Annotated in this window: 21 protein-coding genes; 13 read left to right on the top strand and 8 right to left on the bottom strand. The window is 60.6% G+C overall.

Going from position 1 to position 22,525, the window contains the following annotated elements; all coding sequences use genetic code 11:
• Positions 1–7 precede the first annotated feature (7 nt).
• The 3 genes from WLY71_RS09915 to exaC form a co-directional block, all read right to left on the bottom strand.
• The gene (locus tag WLY71_RS09915; protein ID WP_347803412.1) at positions 8–1,402 is read right to left on the bottom strand and encodes an ethanolamine ammonia-lyase subunit EutB; all 1,395 of its coding nucleotides are present in this window, start codon (positions 1,400–1,402) and stop codon (positions 8–10) included.
• Positions 1,403–1,453: 51 nt separating this feature from the next.
• Entirely contained in the window at positions 1,454–2,902 is a 1,449-nt protein-coding gene (gene eat / locus WLY71_RS09910) for an ethanolamine permease (RefSeq protein ID WP_074871226.1), read from the bottom strand.
• A gap of 116 nt (positions 2,903–3,018) precedes the next feature.
• Positions 3,019–4,539 (bottom strand): acetaldehyde dehydrogenase ExaC, encoded by a 1,521-nt coding sequence (gene exaC, locus WLY71_RS09905; RefSeq protein WP_033054129.1) that lies wholly within the window; start codon positions 4,537–4,539, stop codon positions 3,019–3,021.
• 382 nt (positions 4,540–4,921) lie between these two features.
• On the opposite strand from exaC, the gene WLY71_RS09900 reads away from it, so the two are divergent.
• The 4 genes from WLY71_RS09900 (at position 4,922) to WLY71_RS09885 (ending at position 9,208) form a co-directional block, all read left to right on the top strand.
• On the top strand, positions 4,922–6,835 hold the full coding sequence (locus WLY71_RS09900) for a sigma-54-dependent Fis family transcriptional regulator (RefSeq protein ID WP_347803411.1): 1,914 nt from the start codon (positions 4,922–4,924) through the stop codon (positions 6,833–6,835).
• Between the two features lie 117 nt (positions 6,836–6,952).
• Positions 6,953–8,302, top strand: coding sequence for a UDP-N-acetylmuramate:L-alanyl-gamma-D-glutamyl-meso-diaminopimelate ligase (gene mpl / locus WLY71_RS09895; RefSeq protein WP_347803410.1), 1,350 nt, complete (start codon positions 6,953–6,955; stop codon positions 8,300–8,302).
• A complete protein-coding gene (ubiX, locus tag WLY71_RS09890) occupies positions 8,299–8,931 on the top strand; it encodes a flavin prenyltransferase UbiX (protein WP_046048695.1) in 633 nt (210 codons plus the stop codon). Before mpl ends, ubiX begins: the two co-directional genes overlap by 4 nt.
• Positions 8,924–9,208 carry a YceK/YidQ family lipoprotein gene (locus WLY71_RS09885; RefSeq protein WP_046055560.1) on the top strand — a complete coding sequence of 95 codons (285 nt, stop codon included), beginning with the start codon at positions 8,924–8,926 and terminating at the stop codon, positions 9,206–9,208. Before ubiX ends, WLY71_RS09885 begins: the two co-directional genes overlap by 8 nt.
• A gap of 85 nt (positions 9,209–9,293) precedes the next feature.
• Here the strand turns inward: WLY71_RS09885 and WLY71_RS09880 are convergent, their stop codons facing one another.
• The 3 genes from WLY71_RS09880 to WLY71_RS09870 form a co-directional block, all read right to left on the bottom strand.
• Complete coding sequence (locus WLY71_RS09880; RefSeq protein WP_347803409.1) at positions 9,294–9,935, bottom strand: oxidoreductase; 642 nt, start codon at positions 9,933–9,935, stop codon at positions 9,294–9,296.
• 27 nt (positions 9,936–9,962) lie between these two features.
• The gene (locus WLY71_RS09875) at positions 9,963–11,681 is read right to left on the bottom strand and encodes a C13 family peptidase (protein WP_347803408.1); all 1,719 of its coding nucleotides are present in this window, start codon (positions 11,679–11,681) and stop codon (positions 9,963–9,965) included.
• 112 nt (positions 11,682–11,793) lie between these two features.
• Positions 11,794–12,249, bottom strand: coding sequence for a MaoC family dehydratase (locus WLY71_RS09870; protein ID WP_008152797.1), 456 nt, complete (start codon positions 12,247–12,249; stop codon positions 11,794–11,796).
• Positions 12,250–12,444: 195 nt separating this feature from the next.
• Between WLY71_RS09870 and WLY71_RS09865 the strand changes: the two genes are divergently transcribed.
• The 3 genes from WLY71_RS09865 to WLY71_RS09855 are packed head-to-tail and all read left to right on the top strand — an operon-like array spanning position 12,445 to position 14,121.
• Positions 12,445–12,807, top strand: coding sequence for a CidA/LrgA family protein (locus WLY71_RS09865; RefSeq protein ID WP_129440876.1), 363 nt, complete (start codon positions 12,445–12,447; stop codon positions 12,805–12,807).
• Positions 12,804–13,520, top strand: coding sequence for an LrgB family protein (locus WLY71_RS09860; RefSeq protein ID WP_347803407.1), 717 nt, complete (start codon positions 12,804–12,806; stop codon positions 13,518–13,520). Before WLY71_RS09865 ends, WLY71_RS09860 begins: the two co-directional genes overlap by 4 nt.
• A 10-nt stretch (positions 13,521–13,530) precedes the next feature.
• Positions 13,531–14,121, top strand: coding sequence for an LON peptidase substrate-binding domain-containing protein (locus WLY71_RS09855; RefSeq protein WP_347803406.1), 591 nt, complete (start codon positions 13,531–13,533; stop codon positions 14,119–14,121).
• A gap of 93 nt (positions 14,122–14,214) precedes the next feature.
• On the opposite strand, the gene WLY71_RS09850 is transcribed toward WLY71_RS09855, so the two are convergent.
• The gene (locus WLY71_RS09850; protein WP_347803405.1) at positions 14,215–15,531 is read right to left on the bottom strand and encodes a bifunctional DedA family/phosphatase PAP2 family protein; all 1,317 of its coding nucleotides are present in this window, start codon (positions 15,529–15,531) and stop codon (positions 14,215–14,217) included.
• A 48-nt stretch (positions 15,532–15,579) separates the two neighbouring features.
• Complete coding sequence (locus tag WLY71_RS09845; RefSeq protein ID WP_347803404.1) at positions 15,580–16,275, bottom strand: DNA-3-methyladenine glycosylase; 696 nt, start codon at positions 16,273–16,275, stop codon at positions 15,580–15,582.
• A gap of 189 nt (positions 16,276–16,464) precedes the next feature.
• On the opposite strand from WLY71_RS09845, the gene WLY71_RS09840 reads away from it, so the two are divergent.
• The 6 genes from WLY71_RS09840 (at position 16,465) to rodA (ending at position 22,512) form a co-directional block, all read left to right on the top strand.
• Positions 16,465–17,736, top strand: coding sequence for a glutamate-5-semialdehyde dehydrogenase (locus WLY71_RS09840; protein ID WP_111451174.1), 1,272 nt, complete (start codon positions 16,465–16,467; stop codon positions 17,734–17,736).
• A gap of 1 nt (position 17,737) precedes the next feature.
• A complete protein-coding gene (gene nadD / locus WLY71_RS09835; protein WP_259696405.1) occupies positions 17,738–18,427 on the top strand; it encodes a nicotinate-nucleotide adenylyltransferase in 690 nt (229 codons plus the stop codon).
• A 72-nt stretch (positions 18,428–18,499) separates the two neighbouring features.
• On the top strand, positions 18,500–18,994 hold the full coding sequence (gene rsfS / locus WLY71_RS09830; protein ID WP_347803403.1) for a ribosome silencing factor: 495 nt from the start codon (positions 18,500–18,502) through the stop codon (positions 18,992–18,994).
• A 9-nt stretch (positions 18,995–19,003) separates the two neighbouring features.
• Positions 19,004–19,471, top strand: coding sequence for a 23S rRNA (pseudouridine(1915)-N(3))-methyltransferase RlmH (rlmH, locus tag WLY71_RS09825; RefSeq protein WP_007937439.1), 468 nt, complete (start codon positions 19,004–19,006; stop codon positions 19,469–19,471).
• A 10-nt stretch (positions 19,472–19,481) separates the two neighbouring features.
• Complete coding sequence (mrdA, locus tag WLY71_RS09820; protein WP_347803402.1) at positions 19,482–21,377, top strand: penicillin-binding protein 2; 1,896 nt, start codon at positions 19,482–19,484, stop codon at positions 21,375–21,377.
• Between the two features lie 31 nt (positions 21,378–21,408).
• The gene (rodA, locus tag WLY71_RS09815; RefSeq protein ID WP_283184636.1) at positions 21,409–22,512 is read left to right on the top strand and encodes a rod shape-determining protein RodA; all 1,104 of its coding nucleotides are present in this window, start codon (positions 21,409–21,411) and stop codon (positions 22,510–22,512) included.
• Positions 22,513–22,525: the final 13 nt, after the last annotated feature.

Genomic DNA, 22,525 nt, shown 5'->3' with positions numbered 1-22,525 from the left:
TCAACACTCATCCCAGTTGCCCCATCGCTTGGCGGAAAGCCGGCGGCAGGCTGTCGCCGAAGTGAATCTTGCCGTCTGCCTGGGTGAAAATGCCCATTCTCGCCAGCCATTGTTCGAATTCCGGCGCCGGTTTCAGGCCCAGCGTCTGGCGGGCGTAAAGGGCGTCGTGGAACGAAGTGGTCTGGTAGTTGAGCATGATGTCGTCGGAGCCGGGGATGCCCATGATGAAGTTGATCCCGGCCACGCCCAACAGGGTCAGCAGGGTGTCCATATCGTCCTGGTCGGCTTCGGCGTGGTTGGTGTAACAGATGTCGCAACCCATGGGCACGCCCAGGAGCTTGCCGCAGAAGTGGTCTTCGAGGCCGGCGCGGATGATCTGTTTACCGTTGTAGAGGTATTCCGGGCCAATGAATCCTACGACGGTATTCACCAGGAACGGTTTGAAATGTCGCGCAACGGCGTAGGCGCGGGTTTCGCAGGTCTGTTGATCGATGCCGTGGTGGGCGTTGGCTGACAGGGCGCTGCCTTGGCCGGTCTCGAAATACATCAGATTCTGGCCCAGCGTCCCGCGATTCAGGCTCAATCCGGCGTCGTAACCTTCCTGCAACACGTTCAGGTTGATACCGAAACTGGCATTGGCCGCCTCGGTGCCGGCGATCGACTGAAACACCAGGTCCAGCGGAACGCCGCGATTTATTGCCTCAATGGACGTGGTGACATGCGTCAGCACGCAGGCCTGGGTTGGGATCTCGTAGCGCTGAATGATCGCGTCGAGCATTTCCAGCATGGCGCAGATCGAGGCGATGCTATCGGTGGCCGGGTTGATGCCGATCATCGCGTCGCCGTTGCCATACAGCAGGCCGTCGAGAATGCTCGCGGCGATACCGGCCGGTTCGTCGGTGGGGTGGTTGGGTTGCAGGCGGGTGGATAGCCGACCGCGCAGGCCCATCGTGCCGCGGAACTGGGTGACCACGCGGATTTTCTGCGCGACCAGCACCAGATCCTGCACGCGCATGATCTTCGACACGGCGGCGGCCATTTCCGGGGTAAGGCCTGGCGCGAGGGCGCGCAGGCTCTGTTCGTCGGCGGCATCGCTGAGCAGCCAGTCGCGAAAGCCGCCGACGGTGAGGTGGCTGACGGCGGCGAATGCTTGTTTGTCGTGAGTGTCGATGATCAGTCGGGTGACTTCATCGGCCTCGTACGGAATGAGTACTTCTTGCAGGAAGTGGCTGAGCGGGATGTTGGCGAGGGCCATCTGCGCGGCAACCCGTTCGCCATCGTTGAGGGCGGCGACGCCGGCCAGAAAGTCCCCGGAACGCGCCGGACTGGCCTTGGCCATGACGTCCTTGAGGCTGTCGAAACGGTAGGTCTGGGCGCCGACCGTGTGAGCAAAACTTGCCATACAGATTCTCCGTGACGGCGCAGACAGGGCCTGCGCCGTGTTTTCTGGCCGTTAGTGCAGGGCTTTTTCAGCGTTCTGAATGGCCGCGAATTCTTCTTCGGGCGTGCCTGCTACCAAGTGATGCCGACTGTAGAAAGCAAAGTAAGCAATTAACACTCCATAGATGATCGCAGCGCCAATCACCACGCGTGGGTCTACCAGAAAACCCGCCACCACGGCGATGCAAGCCAAAACCAGCGCTACACCCGAGGTGAAGATACCGCCCGGCGTGCGGTATGGGCGATCCATTTTGGGGCGCCGAATGCGCAGTGTGATGTGCGCCGCCATCATCAAGACGTAGGAAATGGTCGCGCCGAACACTGCCACCAGAATCAGCAAGTCCCCCTGACCGGTCAGCGACAAGCCGAACCCGATAATGCCGGGAATAATCAGCGCCAGTACGGGGGCCTTGCTCTTGTTGGTTTCCGACAGTTTGCGCGGCAGGTAGCCGGCGCGGGACAACGCGAAGATCTGCCGCGAGTAGGCGTAAATAATCGAGAAGAAACTGGCGATCAGCCCGGCCAGGCCCACCAGATTGACGAAGTGGCCCATCCAGGTCGAGCCGCCATACGCCTTGCTCAATGCTTCGACCAACGGATTACCCGAGGTCAGCAGTGCATTGGCGCCGGCACCGCCTGGCCCGATTACCAGAATCAGCAGGGCAAAGCTCACCAGCACCAGCATGGCGCCGATCAATCCGCGGGGCAGGTCGCGTTTCGGGTTTTTGGTTTCTTCTGCTGCCAACGGCACGCCTTCGACAGCGAGGAAGAACCAGATCGCGTAAGGAATTGCCGCCCACACGCCGACGTAGCCGAAGGGCAGGAAGCTGCTGGCGCCCTTGGCGTCAGTCACCGGGATGTCGAGCAGATTGGCGACGTTGAAGTGCGGCACCATCGACACCAGGAACACGCCCAGCGCCAGTGCGGCGACGGCGGTGATACCGAACATCAGTTTCAGGGCTTCGCCGACCCCGAAAATGTGAATGGCGATAAAGATGATGTAGAACGCGAGGTAAATCATCCAGCCGCCGATGCCGAACAGTGATTCGCAATAGGCGCCGATAAACACCGCGATCGCCGCCGGGGCGATTGCGTATTCGATCAGGATCGCGGTCCCGGTCAGAAACCCGCCCCACGGCCCGAATGCGCTACGGGCAAAACCGTAGCCGCCACCCGCGGTAGGAATCATGGAAGACAGTTCCGCCAAGGAAAAACACATGCACAGGTACATGGTCGCCATCAGCAACGTGGCGAGAAACATACCGCCCCAGCCACCTTGGGCGAGGCCGAAGTTCCAACCCGCGTAATCGCCGGAGATGACGTAGGCCACGCCCAGGCCCACTAGCAGGACCCAGCCTGCTGCACCTTTTTTCAGTTCCCGTTGCTGGAAATAGTCGGAGCCGACTTTTTCAAAGTCGACAGAGGAGGTAGCCGGCTGCACGCTGGCTTGATCGCTAGGCATAGGGGTTCACCTGTTCTTATTGTTTTTGACTGGCGTGGTTGCCGGGTGGGCGCGAAGGCCCAATGTGCAAGCAAGCTCACTCCCACAAGGAGAGTGGCTTGCCTGCGACAGACGCTTTAGAAGAAGCCCAACGGATTGATGTCGTAGCTCACCAGCAGGTTTTTGGTCTGCTGATAGTGATCGAGCATCATTTTGTGGGTTTCACGACCGACGCCGGATTTTTTGTAACCGCCGAACGCGGCGTGCGCCGGGTACAGGTGATAGCAGTTGGTCCACACACGACCGGCCTTGATGGCGCGGCCCATGCGATAGGCGCGGTTGATGTCGCGGGTCCAGAGGCCGGCACCCAGGCCGAACTCGGTGTCGTTGGCGATGGCCAGGGCTTCGGCTTCGTCCTTGAAGGTGGTGATGCTCACCACCGGGCCAAAGATTTCTTCCTGGAACACACGCATTTTGTTGGTGCCCTTGAGCAGCGTCGGCTGGATGTAATACCCGGTCGCCAGGTTGCCCTCGAGTTTTTCCACCTTGCCGCCGGTCAACAGTTCGGCGCCTTCACCCTTGGCAATTTCCAGGTACGAAAGGATTTTGTCGAATTGCTGCTCGGACGCCTGGGCGCCGACCATGGTGTCGGTGTCCAGCGGGTCGCCACGTTTGATCGACAGCACTTTTTTCATCACGACTTTCATGAAGTCGTCGTAGATCGACTCTTGCACCAATGCACGGGACGGGCAGGTGCAGACTTCGCCCTGGTTGAAGAACGCCAGCACCAGGCCTTCGGCGGCTTTTTCGATGAAGGTTTCTTCGGCTTGCATGATGTCGGCGAAGAAGATGTTCGGCGACTTGCCACCCAGCTCCACGGTGGACGGAATGATGTTTTCGGCAGCGCATTTCATGATGTGCGAGCCGACCGGGGTCGAGCCGGTGAAGGCGATCTTGGCGATGCGTTTGCTGGTGGCCAGCGCTTCGCCGGCTTCTTTGCCGAAGCCTTGCACGACGTTCAGCACGCCCGGCGGTAGCAGGTCGCCGATCAGCTCCATCAGCACGGTGATGCCCAGTGGCGTTTGCTCGGCAGGCTTGAGCACCACGCAGTTACCGGCGGCCAGGGCCGGGGCGAGTTTCCAGGCGGCCATCAGGATCGGGAAGTTCCACGGGATGATCTGCCCGACCACGCCCAGCGGTTCATGGATGTGATAGGCCACGGTGTTGCCATCGATCTCGGCAGCGCTGCCTTCCTGGGCGCGGATGCAACCGGCGAAGTAACGGAAATGGTCGGCCGCCAGCGGGATGTCGGCGTTGAGGGTTTCACGCACGGCTTTGCCGTTGTCCCAGGATTCGGTGATTGCCAGGACTTCGAGGTTCTGTTCGATGCGGTCGGCGATTTTCAGCAGCACCAGCGAGCGAGCCTGGGCGGACGTGGCGCCCCAAGCATCGGCGGCCGCGTGGGCAGCGTCCAGGGCCTTTTCGATGTCTTCGGCCGTGGAGCGCGGGAATTCGGCAATCGGTTGGCCATTCACTGGCGAGGTATTGGTGAAGTACTGACCTTTAACAGGCGCGACGAACTCGCCGCCGATGTAGTTACCGTATTTGCTCTTGAACGAAACGATAGCGCCTTCAGTACCGGGGTGAGCGTAACGCATAGTGATTTCTCCTTGGCTTTTGTGCTTATAAGGGAGAGCGCATGTGCGCTTGCTATAAGCGTAGAGCAAAGGTCGGGCCACTGCCTTGCAGCTCAGGCAAATCAAGGCTTTACGCGGTTTTTGCCGGACCGACGGACGCTGCCTGTGACGCTTTCGGTACAGCCCTGGTGACACTTTGTACCGCTTCTGGCGCAACCTGTGACCGGGCGGTCTTGCCAGCATTGCAAAGCATGGGTGGCTGGAGGATGCTCGGTGTCTGTGATGGACCGTAGGAGCTGCCGAAGGCTGCGATCTTTTGATCTCGAACCATCAAAGTCAAAAGATCGCAGCCTTCGGCAGCTCCTACAGGGCCGTGTACACCTTTCGGGGAGAACAATAAGAAATGCACGACAACCATTTGAGTCGCCATGCCCAGCAGGTCCTGACCGTCACTCAGGGAAAATCCCACCTGCACGGCCCCGGCAGCGATCCGTCGATTGCCCGTTCCTGGCTGCGTTGTCTTGAGGATTATCACCTCGACCCGGCCCTGACCATGGCACCCACGGTGCTGGAGCATGGCCGCGTACTGGAAAGCCGCGAGCGCTTGCAGCAGGTGCTGCACATCGCCGGCAGCGAAATGACCAGCCTTCATCAGCAACTCTCCGGTGCCGGCCATGCGGTCCTGCTGACCGACGCCCGCGGCGTGATCCTCAATTGCGTCACCGCGCCTGCCGAGCGGAAGATTTTCGAGCGAGCCGGCCTCTGGCTTGGTGCTGACTGGAGCGAAGCCTGCGAAGGCACCAACGGCATCGGCACCTGTCTGGTGGAGCGTCAGTCCCTGACCATCCATCAGGACGAGCATTTTCGCGGCCGTCACACCGGCCTGACCTGTTCGGCGAGCCCGGTGTTCGACCCGCATGGCGAACTGCTGGCGGTGCTCGACGTGTCCTCGGCGCGTCACGAGGTCTCGCGTCAGAGCCAATTCCACACCATGGCCCTGGTCAATCTTTCGGCGAAGATGATCGAGAGCTGCTATTTCCTGCGCTACTTCGACAATCAGTGGTTGCTGCGTTTTCATCTTCAGGCCGAATCCGTCGGGTTGTTCAGCGAAGGGTTACTGGCGTTTGACGGAGAAGGGCGGATCAGCGCTGTCAACCAGAGTGCGCTGAACCTGTTGGGGCATATTCGCGGTGGGTTGCTGGGCAAACCGGTGGAGGCGTTTTTCGATTGTTCGCTGGATGAATTGCTCGGCCGCGCCAGTGTCAATGCCAGCGCCAGTTGGCCGTTGCGCACGCGCGACGGGCGGAGCCTGTTTGCGCTGTTGCGCGGGCAGCCACGCAGCATTCCGGTGCCGGTGGTGCCAAGTGCGGTGATCGCCGAACCTTCGCGCCTATCGGGCATTTGTCTGGGTGACACGGGGTTGCAGGAAGATTTCCGTAAATCCTTACGCGTGTTTGAGCGGGACGTACCGCTACTGATCAACGGCGAAACCGGATCCGGCAAAGAAGCGTTTGCCAAAGCCGTCCACCAGGCCAGCCAGCGAGCAGAAAAAGCCTTCGTCGCCCTCAACTGCGCCGCCATCCCCGAAAGCCTGATCGAGAGCGAACTGTTTGGCTATCGCGGCGGCAGCTTTACCGGTGCGCGAAAGGAAGGCATGCGTGGCAAGTTGCAGCAGGCCGATGGCGGGACTTTGTTCCTCGATGAAATCGGCGACATGCCCCTGGCTTTGCAGACCCGGCTATTAAGGGTGCTGGAGGATCGTCAGGTAGTGCCGATCGGCGGCGAGCCGGAGTCGGTCAACGTACGGATCATCAGCGCCACTCACCGCAATCTGCTGGAGCGGGTGCAGGACGGCAGCTTCCGCGAGGATTTGTATTACCGGCTCAACGGGCTGGAAGTTGCACTGCCGGCATTGCGTGATCGCAGTGATAAATCCCAACTGCTCGACTTTTTGCTGGCCGAAGAGGCGGGTGGGGAAACCGTATTGATTGACGGTCCGGCACGCCAGGCGTTGCTGGCCTTTGCCTGGCCAGGGAACGTGCGGCAGTTGCGCAATGTGCTGCGCACGTTAGCGGCGTTGTGCGACGGTGGGCGGATCGGGCTGGAGGATTTGCCGGTGATGATTCGTCAGATCCGGCCGGTGGTTGCAGTGACGGTTGAGGAAGCGTCCGAGCATCCGCTAGACGATGCCGAGCGCTTGGCGTTGCTGAATGCGCTGGAGCAGACACGTTGGCATATGACTCATACAGCGGAACAGTTGGGTGTCAGTCGTAACACCCTTTATAGAAAGCTGCGTAAACATGGGATTGAGCGGTAAGCCGTTGATCGCTCCCGCCCAGAGTGGGAACGATCAGCGTGGAGACGATCATTAAAGACAGAGTGCGAATTTTCCCACCCTAAGCTAACCTGCGGCCATGTTTTACGAGGTCGACTAATGCACATTCACATTCTTGGTATCTGCGGCACTTTCATGGGTTCGATGGCGGTTCTGGCCAAAGAGCTGGGTCATCACGTGACGGGCTCCGATGCCAACGTCTATCCGCCGATGAGCACTCAGCTTGAGGCTCAGGACATTGAGTTGACCCAAGGCTACGACCCGGCGCAGCTCGATCCGGCACCGGATCTGGTAGTGATCGGCAATGCCATGTCCCGCGGCAACCCGGCTGTCGAATACGTGCTGAACAAAGGCCTGCCGTACGTCTCCGGCCCGCAATGGCTGGCGGATCACGTGCTGCAAGGTCGCTGGGTGCTGGCCGTCGCCGGTACCCACGGCAAAACCACCACCAGCAGCATGCTCGCCTGGGTGCTGGAACACGCGGGCATGAGCCCGGGTTTCCTGATCGGCGGCGTGCCGCAAAACTTCTCGGTGTCCGCTCGTCTGGGTGACACCCCATTCTTCGTGATCGAAGCCGACGAGTACGACAGCGCGTTCTTCGACAAGCGCTCCAAGTTCGTTCACTACCGCCCGCGTACGGCGATCCTGAACAACCTGGAATACGATCACGCCGACATCTTCCCCGATCTGCCAGCCATCGAGCGGCAATTCCACCATTTGGTGCGGACCATCCCGAGCGAAGGCCTGGTGATCCACCCGACCACCGAGCCTGCGTTGCAGCGTGTGATCGAGATGGGCTGCTGGACCCCGGTGCAGACCACCGGCGCCGGCGGTCAGTGGCAGGTCAAACTGCTCAGCGAAGACGGCTCGAAATTTGAAGTGATGTTCGAAGGTGTTGCCCAAGGCGTGGTCGAGTGGGACATGACCGGCCAACACAACGTCGCCAACGCCTTGGCCACGTTGGCTGCGGCCCGTCACGTCGGTGTTGTGCCGTCCATGGGCATCGCTGCGCTGAGCGCATTCAAAAGCGTCAAGCGCCGGATGGAGAAAGTCGCGGAGGTTCGCGGCATTACCATCTATGACGACTTCGCTCACCATCCGACGGCTATTGCGACGACCCTCGACGGTCTGCGCAAGCGCATCGGCGATGCACCGTTGATTGCGATCATCGAGCCGCGCTCCAACTCCATGAAGCTCGGTGCTCACCGCGACGGCTTGCCGGAAAGCGTGGTCGATGCCGATCAAGTGATCTGGTACGCGCCGGCCAACCTCGGTTGGGATCTGGGGGCTACTGCTGCGTTGTGCACAGTGCCGTCGATCGTCAGCGATTCGCTGGAAGGTATCATCGAGCGCGTGAAGAGCCAGGCCCAGCCCGGCACTCACGTGGTGATCATGAGCAACGGCGGCTTCGGCGGCCTGCACGGCAAACTCGCCGAGGCGCTGCAATGAACAACGGCCCGGAACGCATCACGCTGGCGATGACGGGCGCTTCGGGCGCCCAATATGGTTTGCGCCTGCTTGACTGCCTGATTCGTGAAGACCGCGAGGTGCACTTCATGATTTCCAAGGCTGCGCAACTGGTGATGGCCACCGAGACTGACGTTACGTTGCCGCCGAAAACCCAGATGATGCAGGCCTTCCTCACCGAATACACCGGCGCTGCCGCTGGGCAGATTCGGGTGTATGGCAAGGAAGACTGGATGTCGCCAGTGGCCTCGGGCTCCGGCGCGCCGGCAGCGATGGTGGTGGTGCCGTGTTCCACCGGGACCTTGTCGGCTATTGCGACGGGGGCTTGCAACAACCTGATCGAGCGTGCGGCCGACGTCACCTTGAAGGAACGTCGTCAGCTGATTCTGGTGCCGCGGGAGGCGCCGTATTCAAGCATCCATCTGGAGAACATGCTCAAGTTGTCGAACATGGGCGTGACGATTTTGCCGGCGTCGCCCGGTTTTTATCATCAGCCGCAAACCATCGACGATTTGATCGATTTTGTCGTGGCGCGAATTCTCAATCTACTGAACATTCCCCAGGACATGCTGCCGCGCTGGGGCGAACACCATCTGACCAGCGATGAATAAGCTGCTGGCGATTGTGCTGGCGCTGCAATTGGCTGGCTGCGCCACGGCGCGAACGCTTGATGCCGCCAAGCCAGGGGCGCCAGTGGTGTATTCGGGGACGCGTCTGGATTTGTATGCCATGAATGGCGGCTGCTGCGCCATGGACCGCTTCGGCGCCGAAGCCCCGAGCTACCCCGGCGTCGACCTGCCGGCCAGTGCGTTGCTCGACACGCTGCTGTTGCCGCTGTCGGTGCTCACGGTGATCGGGGTAAGTTTTCAGGCGACGGGCGGATTGTAAAAAGCAAAAGATCGCAGCCTTCGGCAGCTCCAACAGGTGTACACATTCCACTGTAGGAGCTGCCGAAGGCTGCGATCTTTTGATCTTACTTGCCTAACTTGCGCAACTCATCCGACTCCACAATCCGCACCCCATCCTGCTCTTCCAGCGCCAGTCGCCACATGGCGCGGGCCAGTTGGCAGGCTTCGATGCCGCGGTATTTGCCGGGGATCAAACGGGACAAGGGCCCAACGAATTGCTCAGCCATGCGCGGTTCCATACGCTCGCCCAGCAGCAACGAAGGTCGGCAAATGGTCAGTTGCGGCCAGTCCTGTGCGCGCAATGCATATTCCATCTCGCCTTTGACCCGGTTGTAGAAAATAGGGGACCTGCGATCGGCCCCCAAGGCACTGATCACGATCAGGTGCCGTGCACCCATCTCCCGTGCACGTTTGGCGAACGCCACCACTAGGTCCAGGTCCACCGCGCGAAACGCCTGTTCCGAGCCGGCTTTCTTGATTGTGGTGCCCAGGCAGCAGTAGGCGATGTCGACGCGACCATTCAATTGCGGCAGAAACACCGCAGGGTCACCGACCGGGTTTTCCAGATGGGGATGCTCGGCCAATGGCCGGCGTGAGGGCGCCAATACTCGTGAGATCGTGGGCTCATTGAGCAGACGGTCAAGAAGATGTTCACCGGTCAAACCGGTAGCTCCGGCAAGCAATACGTGCTGAGGCGTCAAGTACATAGTGTTTCCCCCTTGATACTATTCAGCTTAGTTGCTCTTTGCATCCTTGTTGCTGATAGAGACACTTTGTAGTGCTTTTCGTGCCTGCTGTTTGCGTAACAGCTGCCAGTGAGAGAGAACGGTTTTCGGCGCCCAGATCTGCGGTTCAGAGGCTTCGAAGCTGTCCGCCAGCTCGCGTTCCGCAACGGTGGCCCTGGCCAGTTTGAAGGCTTGCTCGAGGTCGTCGGTCTGGTTCAGTGCCTGGGCGAACAGCGCATCGCCGAAGTAGGTGAAGTTGGCTTCTTCCGAGCAGCCGAAGGACACGCGGTCAGCGCGCGAGGCAGTCATGATCAGGGTGCGTTCATCCTTGAGCGCGGGAATGAAGCCACCGGAGTAGCAGGACGAAATCACGATGATCTTGTCGCGGTTTTTCAGCGGAGAGAGAACTGCGGCGAGTTCGTCGGCCGGCAGATCGGACAGTTCCATGCGCGGCTGGTCGAGCACCAGTTCGTGTTCGCTGGTGCCGTGACTGGTCATGTAGATGAAGATCAAGTCTTCCGGACCACTGCGTTCGGCCAGGGCGGCGGCAGCGCGGCGCAGGTTTTCCCGGGTGGCCATCGGCCGGTCGACGAGGTGGTCGCGATGGTTCACCAGGCGGATCTGGCCAAACGCACCAAAGCGGCTGTTGAGCATGTTGCTGACGTAATCGGATTCGCGCAAGAACACGCTTTGCTTGCCGTCACCGCCGAGAGTCAGGGTGTACAACTCGACTGCCGGGGTCGAAGCCGGCACGTTGGACAGTGCATCGTCGAGCAAACGGCCCTGGGCCAGCAAACCGAGTTCCAGGCTATCGGGCAGCAGCTTGCCATCGGCATCGCGAACACGCTCGCCATTAATCCACGTACCGTTTTGCACCGTGCCGTCAGTCAGCACCAGGGTGCCGCGCCCCGAGTAACTGTCACCGTCGAATTGACCAATGTAGAAGCTGCCGTCGGACAGGTTCAATCGACCTTGGCCGGTGAAGCGCCAGTCACTGAACTGGCCGATGTAATGGCTGCCGTCGGCGCCGATCAACTCGCCCTTGCCGTTCAGCGACCCTTCCTTGAATTGACCGAGCCAGACATCACCGTCGGCGTTCTCGTAGCGGCCCTTGCCGTGCAGTTGGTTGTTCTTGAAGCCGCCGACATAGATATCGCCATCGGCGCTGTTGAAAGTCCCGTTGCCTTCGAGCTGACCGTCGACGAAATGCCCGGTGAACTGATTGCCGCTGGCGTCGCCCCGCTGGCCCTCGCCGTTGGGTTTGCCGTGGGCGAACTGGCCCTGATACGAACTGCCGTCTTCGAGTTCGAGACGACCGAGCCCTGAATATTGATCGGCCTTGAATTCACCGCGGTAGGTCATACCGTTTTCTTTGAGGGTGCCTTCGCCGTCCCGTCGACCGGCTTTGAAACTGCCGGTGAAGCTGCTGCCGCTGGTGGTCAGTGAGCCCTTGCCGTCGAACAGCCCTAGATTGAATCCCCCGCGATAGACTTCGCCGTTACTGCCGTGCCATTCGCCCTGGCCATGCCATTGGCCCTTGTCGAAATCGCCGGCGTACCAGCTGCCGTTCGGGTAATCGATACGGCCCTGGCCTTGCAGCAATCCGTTGACCAGTTCACCGCGATAGCGTCCGCCGTCCGGCAACCGGGCGTCGGGGGGCAACAGCGATTCGCCGTCGCCGCAAGCGGTGAGCAATAGGGTCAGAGCGAGGAGTGCAAGTGGGCGCATAGCGGGATCCGGGCAATTAGGCGACCGAGTATGCCGCAGCTCTTTGACCTTATATAGCCAGGAAACAGGAGAGGGCGCGAAACAGCGTGAGCTGCTTCGCTTCCGGGATGGGTTACACGAAGCAGAGAGACAGTGGCTCGGCGATGTAGGCCGGTTTGTCCGAGCCTTCGATCTCAAGCGTGGCGGTGGCCTTGAGCAGCCATTGGCCCGGTTTTTTCTCGGTGACTTCGTTCATATCGACCTTGAGTCGTACCCTGGAATTGACCTTCACTGGCTGGATGAAACGCACGGTATCCAAGCCGTAGTTGACCACCATCTTCGCCCCTTCAGGGAGGATCAGGATGTCTTCCATCAGCTTGGGGATCAGCGACAGCGACAGGAAACCGTGTGCAATGGTGCTGCCAAATGGCGTTTGCGCGGCTTTGACCGGGTCGACGTGGATGAACTGATAGTCCCCTGTGGCTTCGGCGAACAGGTTGATGCGCTCCTGATCGATGGTGAGCCATTCGGAACGTCCGAGTTCCTTGCCGACATAATCTTTGAGCTCTGCAACTGGAACATAGGGCATTGAGACTCTCCTTGGGTTCATCGGTTTTATAGTTTTGAGGTGGGGGGATTTGACCTCCCGGATTACCACTTTAGATCAACATGGCAAATGGCTCCGGTCAACTGACCATGATTTTGGCGAATGCCGGTCTATAGCGTTGGCGTGCTTATAATGCTCGGCCCGCTTGTGCGGGATGATATTGGCGGGAGATGACGAATGTTGTTACGTGGCCTGACCTGGCTGGTGCTGTTCCAATTGCTGGGCACAGCCATCAACCACTTGTTTTTACCGGTGCTGCCGGGGCCGATTGTCGGCCTGCTGTTGCTGCTGGTGTTCCTGATCAGCCGTGGCCAGGTCGGCGAACCGCTGAACCTCGCGGCCAGCAGTCTGCTGCGTTACCTGCCGTTGTTGCTGGTGCCGCCCGCCGTGGGTGTGATGGTCTACGCCAAAGACATTGCCGCGGATTTCTGGGCCATCGTCGGTGCGCTGGTGTTGTCACTGTTGCTGTCCCTGGCTTTCGCTGGCGTGCTGATGCAGCGCATGGTCAAGCGTCACGCTCATCGTGAGGACGGCCAATGATCTTCGACTGGCACGGCGCCTGGGCGTCGGTGATTCATCATCCGTTGTTCGGTATCGGTATTACGCTGGGGGCTTATCAGTTGGTGCTGGCGGCGTTCGAGAAAACCCGCTGGATCTTTCTGCAGCCGGTGCTGGTCTCAATGCTGCTGGTGATTGGCGTATTGGTGGGTTGCGGCCTGACCTATGCCGAGTACCGTAAGAGCACCGATATCCTCAGCATCCTGCTCGGGCCTGCGACCGTGGCGCTGGCAGTGCCGCTGTACCTCAATCTGCGACGCATTCGGCAGTTGTTCTGGCCGATATTTACTACGCTGGTGATAGGTGGCGTCGTTGCCACCGGCATGGGCGTATTGCTGGGCTGGTCGTTTGGTGCCGAACACATGATCCTGATGACCATGGCGCCGAAGTCGGTGACGTCGCCGATTGCCATGCTGGTGGCAGAGCAGATCGGTGGCGTCGCGGCGCTGGCGGCAGTGTTCGTGTTGATTACCGGGGTCATCGGGGCGATCTTCGGGCCGAGTCTTTTGACCAGGCTGGGTGTGCACAGCCCTGAGGCGCGCGGCATGGCGCTGGGCATGACCGCTCACGCGGTCGGCACGGCGGTGGCGATGCAGGAAAATGATGAGTGCGGCGCCTTCGCGGCGCTGGCGATGAGTCTGATGGGCGTGGCCACGGCAGTTTTCCTGCCGTTGGCGGTGTCGATGGTGGTGTAAGGAAATGTCTATGAGCTTGCCGCTTTTTCCGCTGAATACGGTGTTGTTTCCGGGTTGCATCCTCGATTTGCAGATCTTCGAGGCGCGCTACCTGGACATGATCAGTCGCTGCATGAAACAGGGCGGCGGCTTCGGCGTGGTGTGCATCCTCGACGGCGAAGAAGTCGGCATCGCCCCGGCGGGCTACGCGCTGGTCGGATGCGAGGCGCTGATCACTGATTTCAAACAGCAGGACAATGGCTTGCTGGGCATTCGGGTGCAGGGTGGACGGCGTTTCCACGTGTTGCGCACCGAGATTCAGCGCGATCAGCTGACCGTCGCCGAGGTCGAGTGGCTGGAGGACGAGCCTGAGCAACCGTTGCAGGATGAGGATGCCGACCTGGTTGCGCTGCTTAAAGCGTTGGCCGAACACCCGATGGTCGAGGCGCTGAACATGGGCACTGAAGCGAGCGGGCAACAATCGCTGGCCAATCAGTTGGCGTACCTGTTGCCGTTTGCCGAAGTGGACAAGATCGACCTGCTGCAACTCGATGATCCGCAGCAGCGACTGGATGCAATTCAGGCGCTGCTGGATGAGTTGCAAGGCGAATTGTTCGCCTGACGCCCGCTAAAAGATCGCAGCCTTCGGCAGCTCCTACTGGGGTTCGGTGTACATCCTGTAGGAGCTGCCGAAGGCTGCGATCTTTTGCTTTTGCTAATAGGCATACCGCAACATCGCATGCGGTAAGTGCCGCAACGCAAAGAACCCGAACAGCGCCACCAGCGCCGGAAGCACCAGCCACCAGACCTTGGGTGGCATGGCGTTTAGCGGCGCCGGGCGCTGATTCAGCCACAAACTCGCGGCACACACGCACGCTGCCAGCATGGCGCCGGCCAGCACATCCGTTGGCCAGTGCGCGCCCAGGTACACCCGCGACAGGGCAATCGCCAGCGCGGGCAAGCAACCCAATAGCAGCCAGGTCAGGCGCATGCGCGGCGGTTGTCCGCGGCCGGCCAGCACGGCCAGCGTCAGAAACAGCGCAAAAGAGCCCGAGGCGTGGCCGCTGGGCATGCTGTAGCTGGTCAGAGGATCGCTCAACACTTCCGGGCGTACGCGGGCGAAAAAGTGTTTGGTCACGGTGTTGCCCAGCGCGGTGCACAGCAGGGTGCTACCGGCGAAAATCGCCTGGCGCCATTGCCGGGTGAGCAACAGCAAACCCGTCAGCAGGGCGCTGAACAACAGCATGTTGCGGAACTCGCCGATCAGCGTGAACGTCACCGCCACTTCATCGAGCAGCGGGCTGCGGTGTTCCTGCACCAGGGTCATCACGCCCTGATCGAGGGCGGTCAGGTGCGGATAGCCGATAAACAGTCCGGCCAAAATCAGGAAGCTCATTCCAGTAATCAGCATCGTCGCTTTGCGATGACGGCGTATGCTGCTGGTGATGCTCAAGCCCACCATGAGGGCGATGCTACCGGCGACGACGCCGGCCTCAGGCCAGAAGCCATCCGGCAACGGCAAGCGAATCGCCGCCCCCGTGGCCCAGCCGGGCAGCAGATAGGCAACGGTCCAGCCAGCGGCGGCCAGCAGGCTGACGGCGGCGAAGCGCGGGAAGGGCATGTCGAACATCCCCGCGACCATCGGCAACATCGGCCGCAGCGGACCGATGAAACGCCCGACCAACAGGCTGGCGATGCCGTAACGCTGGAAATATGCCTCGGCCCCGGCGATCCATTCCGGATGATGGCGCAACCCTGGCAGGCGCCGGATGTTCTGGTGGAAATGTCGCCCTAAAAAGTACGAAACGATGTCGCCCAGCACGCCGCCGAGGAAACCCAGTAGCAGCGTTTCACCCAATGACAACGCGCCACTGCCGGCCAGCACCGCCACCGCAAACAGCAACACTGTGCCCGGCACGATCAGCCCGGCAATCGCCAGGCATTCAACGCAAGCCACTATGAACACTGCCGCGGCCAACCACTGCGGATTGACCGTCAACCAACCGGTCACGCTATCGAGCCATGGGCCCATAAAAACAACTCCATTTTATGAATTGACCCCGGCTACAGGGGATTGTGTTCACAGCAAAAAATAATCGCGACCTTCGACCTGCCCCCGTCGCATGGGGTTGCGCGTGCAATACGGCGCGTAAGCCGCATCGACGAAACGGTACATCAAATGCTCATCGCGGCCGTGGGGAATGCCCAAACGCGTGGTTTGTATGATGTGAACAGGCGCCGGGCCTACATCTTCCACCAGCAGCACTTCATGGTCGAAGCGCTTGGCGTCCCAGACAGGCACCTTCAGGCCCAGAGCCTTGCAGAGCAAAGTCTGTCCAGCGCAAAGCTTTTGCGAGGGGCGAGGGCGACCTTGGGCGTCGGGATTGTTCAGCAGCATCTGCGCCAGGCTCGCCGGCCCGCTCAGTTCATCGACCCATGGATAACCGGATTTAATCAACACCGCATTGCCGGGACCTTTGGCGCTGAAGTTCAGGGAATCGCCGCCACGGGCGTAGTACATATAGATGTGGCCGCCATCCAGAAACAAAGCCTTACGTTTTTCTGTGTAGCCGAGGGAGGCGTGGCTGCCTTTTTCTTCGAAGTAATAGGCTTCGGCCTCGATAATCCGGGCGCTGAGCCACAGGTCGCCGACCCGGTGACGGATGACTTTGCCGAGTAAATCCCGGGCCAGCGTTTGGGCGTCTCTGTCGAAAAATGCATCCGCGAGCCCCTTGGACGGGCTCGTCGCGGACGTGGGAACAGTCAGGTTGGTCATGATGAACGGCGTTTATTAGGGCTGATTGAGTCGTGATCATAACAATTTGCAGCTTAATCACGGCTGAACGTCGGCAAATTGCCCTCCATTTCGACCATCCGCCCGTCACCGCTGTTAGTCCCGGGACGCGACAGCTATAATCTGCCGCTTTACTCTTTACCAAGACCTTAGCAAAGACCACTCCAGACCATGACTGAGTCCGTTCTTGACTACATGACCCGCCTGGGTCGCGCTGCCCGCGAGGCTTCTCGCGTCATCGGCCGTGCCAGCACCGCGCAGAAAAACCGCGCCTTGCAGGCTGCTGCCAATGCGTTGGACGCTGCACGCGCCGAGCTGACGGCTGCCAATGAACTGGATTTGGCCGCTGGCCGTGCCAATGGTCTTGAACCGGCATTGCTTGAACGTCTGGCGCTGACCCCTGAACGCATCGACGGCATGATCGTCGGTTTGCGTCAGGTAGCGGCTCTGCCGGACCCGGTCGGCGCGATCCGCGACATGAGCTTTCGGCCGTCGGGCATTCAGGTTGGCAAGATGCGCGTGCCGTTGGGCGTGATCGGGATCATCTACGAATCCCGGCCGAACGTGACCATCGATGCCGCCAGCCTGTGCCTGAAGTCCGGCAACGCGACCATCCTGCGTGGCGGCTCCGAGGCGATTCATTCCAATCGTGCCATTGCCGCCTGCATCCAGCGCGGTCTGGCCGAAGCCGATTTGCCTGCCGCCGTGGTGCAAGTGGTCGAAACCACTGATCGCGCCGCCGTTGGCGCGCTGATCACCATGCCAGAATACGTCGACGTTATCGTGCCCCGTGGCGGCCGTGGCCTGATCGAACGCGTTAGCCGTGACGCCCGCGTGCCGGTTATCAAGCATCTGGACGGCATCTGTCACGTTTACGTCAGTGCTCATGCCGACCTGCCGAAAGCCCAGCGCATCGCGTTCAACGCCAAGACTTACCGCTATGGTATCTGCGGTGCCATGGAAACCCTGCTGGTGGACCAATCGGTCGCCAAGGATTTCCTGCCATCGATGGCTGCACAGTTCCGCGAAAAAGGCGTCGAGCTGCGCGGCTGCGAACGCACCCGGGCGATCATCGAGGCTGTTGCCGCTAGCGAAGAAGACTGGAACACCGAATACCTGGCGCCGATTCTCTCGATCCGTGTGGTCGACGGGCTGGACCAGGCCATCGAACACATTAATAAGTACGGCTCCCATCACACCGATTCGATTGTCAGCGAAAACCTTGCTGACACCCGGCGTTTCGTCGCGGAAGTCGACTCATCGTCGGTAATGATCAACACCCCGACGTGCTTCGCCGATGGCTTCGAATACGGATTGGGTGCCGAGATTGGCATTTCTACTGATAAGCTGCACGCCCGCGGCCCGGTGGGCCTCGAAGGTCTGACCTGCGAGAAGTACATCGTGGTCGGTGATGGCCAGTTGCGCGGCCAGGCGTCGGACTGACTTGGGCGACCTCGACCTGTCAGCCCCGGTCACCGCCAGCGAGCCTGCGCCTCGGCGCATTGGCATGCTGGGCGGGACCTTCGACCCGGTGCACATCGGCCATTTGCGCAGTGCGCTGGAAGTCGCCGAATCGCTGGCGCTCGATGAGCTGCGTCTGACACCCAGTGCCAGACCGCCTCATCGCGGTACGCCGCAGGTATCGGCGAAAGACCGTCTGGCGATGGTCGAGTGCGCGGTGGCCGGTGTGGCGCCGCTGGTGGTGGACGCCCGCGAATTGCAGCGGGACAAACCGTCCTACACCATCGACACCCTGGAACTGATGCGTGCCGAACTGGCCGCTGAAGACCAGGTTTTTCTACTTTTGGGCTGGGACGCATTTTGCGGCCTGCCCACTTGGCACCGCTGGGAAGAGTTGCTCCAGCATTGCCACATCCTGGTGCTGCAACGCCCGGATGCCGACAGCGAACCGCCGGATGCCTTGCGCAATCTGTTGGCGGCACGCTCGGTGAGCGACCCGCTGGCCCTTAAAGGGCCGAGCGGACAGATTGCATTCGTCTGGCAGACACCGCTCGCGGTATCCGCCACCCAGATCCGTCAACTGCTGGCCAGCGGTAAGTCGGTACGTTTCCTGGTGCCCGACGCGGTCCTGGCCTACATCGATGCGCACGGTCTCTACCGTGCGTCGAACTGAAAAAGGGAGCGCTTCAAAACACGTGAACGCGTGTACCGAAGCGCCCGAACATACGAGCAAAACGAGTTTTATATGACTGACAAAGACGTAACTAAAGTAAAGCGCAAAGGCACGTTCAAGAGCGCCCCGCTGCCAGTAGAGGTTCCAACCGGCCCTGAGCTGCGCGGCGAAGAGCTGGTCAAGGTTGCCGTAACGGCCCTGGAAGACGTCAAGGGCCAGGACATTCAGGTGATCGACGTTCGTGAAAAGCAGAGCATCACTGACTTCATGATCATCGCTACCGGTACGTCCAACCGCCAGATCGGCGCGATGCTGGATAAGGTCCGCGAGGCGGTCAAAGCCCTGGGCGTCAAGCCGCTGGGTGAAGAAGGCAAGGGCGACAGCGACTGGGTCCTGCTGGATATGGATGATGTCATCGTGCACATGATGACCGCTTCGGCTCGTCAGTTTTACGACCTGGAGCGTCTGTGGTCCGGTGCAGAACAGAGCCGTGCTCTGAACGCGGCTCACCACAGCCCGGAAAACACCCATGAGCACTTCGTCAAGCTCAACAAAGACCAGCAATAAGGGACCGCTGTGCGACTGCGACTGATCGCCGTCGGTTCACGCATGCCCAAGTGGGTGGAAGAAGGCTGGCATGAATATGCCAAGCGTCTTCCGTCCGAGCTGGCGCTGGAACTGGTGGAAATACCGCTCAACACCCGTGGCAAGAACGCCGACGTGGCACGCTTCATCCGTCAGGAAGGCGAAGCCATGCTGGCCAAGGTCGGGCCGAACGAGCGCGTTGTGACCCTCGAAGTCCACGGCAAGCCCTGGAGCACCGAGCAGCTGGCGGTCGAGCTCGATCGCTGGCGGCTGGACTCGCGCACGGTGAATTTCATGGTCGGCGGCCCCGAAGGGCTGGCGCCGGAAGTCTGTGCCCGGGCCGATCAGCGCTGGTCGCTCTCGCCGTTGACGTTGCCGCACCCGCTGGTGCGAATCCTGATCGGCGAACAGCTGTATCGTGCCTGGACAGTCCTGTCCGGCCACCCTTACCACAAGTAGTTCTGCCCTCATGCCCCAGCCGATCCGCATCAAGGACCACGAAAAAGACGCCCGTCTGGTGCGTGGCCGCGTCGTGTTCGGGGCAATTGCGGTGGTGTTGCTGATCTGTGTGCTGATCGCGCGGCTGTATTTTCTCCAGGTGATTCAGTACGAGTACCACTCGACCCTGTCGGAAAACAACCGCGTCCATGTGCAGCCGATTCCGCCGACTCGCGGGTTGATCTTCGACCGCAATGGCGTGGTGGTGGCCGATAACCGGCCCAGCTTCAGCCTGAGCATGACCCGTGAGCGCTCGGGCGACTGGCAGCAAGTGCTCGACGTGATCGTCGAAGTGCTGGCGCTGACGCCCGAGGATCGGGTGATCTTCGAGAAGCGCATGCGTCAGGGGCGCCGGCCGTTCGAGCCGGTGCCGATCCTGTTCGAACTGACCGAAGAACAGATCGCCCGCATCGCGGTGAATCAGTTCCGTCTGCCGGGTGTGGAAGTGGTCGCACAGCTGGTGCGTCACTATCCGCAGGGCGCGCACTTTGCGCACTCGGTGGGTTACATGGGGCGGATCAACGAGAAAGAGCTGAAGTCACTCGATCCGGTCAATTACAGCGGCACCCACCACATCGGCAAAACCGGTATCGAGCGCTTCTACGAGCCCGAACTGCACGGTCAGGTGGGTTACGAAGAAGTCGAGACCAATGCTCGAGGCCGCGTATTGCGCGTGCTCAAGCGTACCGATCCGATTCCCGGCAAGGACATCGTCCTGAGCCTGGACATCAAATTGCAGGAAGCGGCCGAAGCAGCGCTCGGCGGTCGTCGTGGTGCGGTGGTGGCGCTGGACCCGAAAACCGGCGAAGTGCTGGCGATGGTCAGTGCGCCGAGTTTCGACCCGAACCTGTTCGTCACCGGCATCGGCTTCAAAGCCTATGCCGAGCTGCGCGATTCCATCGACCGGCCACTGTTCAACCGCGTGCTGCGCGGCCTCTACCCGCCGGGCTCGACTATCAAGCCGGCGGTGGCGATTGCCGGGCTGGATGCGGGTGTCGTGACTGCGTCGAGTCGGGTCTACGATCCCGGCTATTACCAGTTGCCCAATTACGACCACAAATACCGTAACTGGAACCGTACCGGCGACGGCTACGTCGATCTGGACATGGCGATCATGCGTTCCAACGACACCTACTTCTACGACCTGGCCCACAAGCTGGGGATCGATCGGTTGTCGGCTTACATGGGCAAGTTCGGCATCGGCCAGAAGGTCTCGCTGGACATGTTCGAAGAGTCACCGGGGCTGATGCCGACACGGGAATGGAAGCGTGCAACCCGACGTCAGGCCTGGTACCCGGGAGAAACACTGATTCTCGGGATTGGGCAGGGCTACATGCAGTCCACGCCGTTGCAGCTGGCCCAGGCCACCGCGCTGGTCGCCAACAAAGGTGTCTGGAACCGTCCGCACCTGGCCAAGACCGTCGAAGGCGAGAAGCCGAAGGACGAAAACCCGATGCCGGACATCGTCCTGCGTGACCCGTCCGACTGGACCAAGGTCAATCACGGCATGCAACAGGTGATGCACGGTGCCCGGGGTACTGCGCGCAAAGCGGCGATCGGTTCGCAATACCGCATCGCGGGTAAAAGTGGTACGGCCCAGGTGGTCGCGATCAAGCAGGGCGAGAAGTACGACCGCTCCAAGGTTCAGGAACGCCATCGCGACCACGCCTTGTTCGTCGGCTTCGCGCCGGCCGACAACCCGCAAATCGTGGTGTCGGTGATGGTCGAGAACGGCGAGTCCGGTTCCGGCGTTGCAGCGCCCGTGGTGCGTCAAATCATGGACGCCTGGCTTCTGGACCAGGACGGTCGGTTGAAGGCCGAATACGCCAGCCCTATCAGTGCGGAGGCTACGGCCCGTGAAGAGTAATTTCGATCGCATCCTCTCCAGCGAAGATGTGATGCGTCGCCGCGCGACGCTGTTGCAACGCATGCACATTGATGGCCCGTTGCTGATCCTGCTGCTGACCCTCGCTGCCGGCAGCCTGTTCGTGCTGTATTCGGCCAGCGGCAAAAGCTGGGATCTGCTGGCCAAGCAAGCCACTTCGTTCGGCATCGGTCTGGTGTCGATGATCGTCATCGCCCAATTCGAGCCGCGCTTCATGGCCCGTTGGGTGCCAGTCGGTTATGTGCTCGGCGTGCTGTTGCTGGTGGTGGTGGACGTCATGGGCCACAACGCCATGGGCGCCACACGCTGGATCAACATTCCCGGGGTGATCCGCTTCCAGCCCTCGGAATTCATGAAGATTCTGATGCCGGCGACCATCGCCTGGTACTTGTCCAAGCGCACCTTGCCGCCGCAGCTCAAGCATGTGGGCGTCAGTCTGTTTCTGATCGGCTTGCCGTTTATCCTGATTGTGCGTCAGCCCGACCTCGGCACTTCGCTGCTGATCCTCGCCGGTGGCGCGTTCGTTCTGTTCATGGGCGGCCTGCGCTGGCGCTGGATTCTCAGCGTGATTGCCGCGGCTGTGCCGGTGGCGGTCGGCATGTGGTACTTCATCATGCACGACTACCAGAAGCAGCGAATCCTGACCTTCCTCGATCCCGAAAGCGATCCGCTGGGCACTGGCTGGAACATCATTCAATCGAAAGCCGCCATCGGTTCCGGCGGTGTGTTCGGCAAGGGCTGGTTGCTCGGTACCCAATCGCACCTGGACTTCCTACCGGAAAGCCACACCGACTTCATTATTGCGGTCATGGGCGAAGAATTCGGCCTGGTGGGTATCTGCGCACTGCTGCTGATTTACCTGCTGTTGATCGGCCGCGGACTGGTGATTACCGCCCAGGCCCAGACATTGTTCGGCAAATTGCTCGCGGGCAGCCTGACCATGACGTTTTTTGTTTATGTTTTCGTCAACATCGGTATGGTCAGTGGCCTGTTGCCGGTTGTGGGGGTGCCGTTGCCGTTCATTAGCTACGGAGGAACTTCGCTGGTGACGCTGCTGTCAGCGTTTGGGGTTTTGATGTCGATCCATACCCATCGCAAGTGGATCGCTCAGGTTTGAATAAGGTGAAGAT

The organism is Pseudomonas rossensis, assembly GCF_039888995.1.
In the GTDB taxonomy this organism is placed as follows: Bacteria; Pseudomonadota; Gammaproteobacteria; order Pseudomonadales; family Pseudomonadaceae; genus Aquipseudomonas; species Aquipseudomonas rossensis.
Note: the sequence above shows the minus strand (reverse complement) of the source record. Positions and strands in the feature narration are given on the sequence as shown.

Bases quoted from the DNA above. Each gene is read 5' to 3' on its own strand.
- WLY71_RS09860 (WP_347803407.1), top strand. From the start codon at position 12,804: ATGATCTTCGACTGGCACGGCGCCTGGGCGTCGGTGATTCATCATCCG.
- WLY71_RS09885 (WP_046055560.1), top strand. From the start codon at position 8,924: ATGAATAAGCTGCTGGCGATTGTGCTGGCGCTGCAATTGGCTGGCTGC.
- WLY71_RS09870 (WP_008152797.1), bottom strand. From the start codon at position 12,249: ATGCCCTATGTTCCAGTTGCAGAGCTCAAAGATTATGTCGGCAAGGAA.
- WLY71_RS09880 (WP_347803409.1), bottom strand. From the start codon at position 9,935: ATGTACTTGACGCCTCAGCACGTATTGCTTGCCGGAGCTACCGGTTTG.
- rodA (WP_283184636.1), top strand. From the start codon at position 21,409: ATGCGTCGCCGCGCGACGCTGTTGCAACGCATGCACATTGATGGCCCG.
- mpl (WP_347803410.1), top strand. From the start codon at position 6,953: ATGCACATTCACATTCTTGGTATCTGCGGCACTTTCATGGGTTCGATG.
- exaC (WP_033054129.1), bottom strand. From the start codon at position 4,539: ATGCGTTACGCTCACCCCGGTACTGAAGGCGCTATCGTTTCGTTCAAG.
- WLY71_RS09865 (WP_129440876.1), top strand. From the start codon at position 12,445: ATGTTGTTACGTGGCCTGACCTGGCTGGTGCTGTTCCAATTGCTGGGC.
- eat (WP_074871226.1), bottom strand. From the start codon at position 2,902: ATGCCTAGCGATCAAGCCAGCGTGCAGCCGGCTACCTCCTCTGTCGAC.
- WLY71_RS09900 (WP_347803411.1), top strand. From the start codon at position 4,922: ATGCACGACAACCATTTGAGTCGCCATGCCCAGCAGGTCCTGACCGTC.
- rsfS (WP_347803403.1), top strand. From the start codon at position 18,500: ATGACTGACAAAGACGTAACTAAAGTAAAGCGCAAAGGCACGTTCAAG.
- WLY71_RS09915 (WP_347803412.1), bottom strand. From the start codon at position 1,402: ATGGCAAGTTTTGCTCACACGGTCGGCGCCCAGACCTACCGTTTCGAC.
- WLY71_RS09840 (WP_111451174.1), top strand. From the start codon at position 16,465: ATGACTGAGTCCGTTCTTGACTACATGACCCGCCTGGGTCGCGCTGCC.
- WLY71_RS09845 (WP_347803404.1), bottom strand. From the start codon at position 16,275: ATGACCAACCTGACTGTTCCCACGTCCGCGACGAGCCCGTCCAAGGGG.
- WLY71_RS09875 (WP_347803408.1), bottom strand. From the start codon at position 11,681: ATGCGCCCACTTGCACTCCTCGCTCTGACCCTATTGCTCACCGCTTGC.
- WLY71_RS09855 (WP_347803406.1), top strand. From the start codon at position 13,531: ATGAGCTTGCCGCTTTTTCCGCTGAATACGGTGTTGTTTCCGGGTTGC.
- mrdA (WP_347803402.1), top strand. From the start codon at position 19,482: ATGCCCCAGCCGATCCGCATCAAGGACCACGAAAAAGACGCCCGTCTG.
- WLY71_RS09850 (WP_347803405.1), bottom strand. From the start codon at position 15,531: ATGGGCCCATGGCTCGATAGCGTGACCGGTTGGTTGACGGTCAATCCG.
- ubiX (WP_046048695.1), top strand. From the start codon at position 8,299: ATGAACAACGGCCCGGAACGCATCACGCTGGCGATGACGGGCGCTTCG.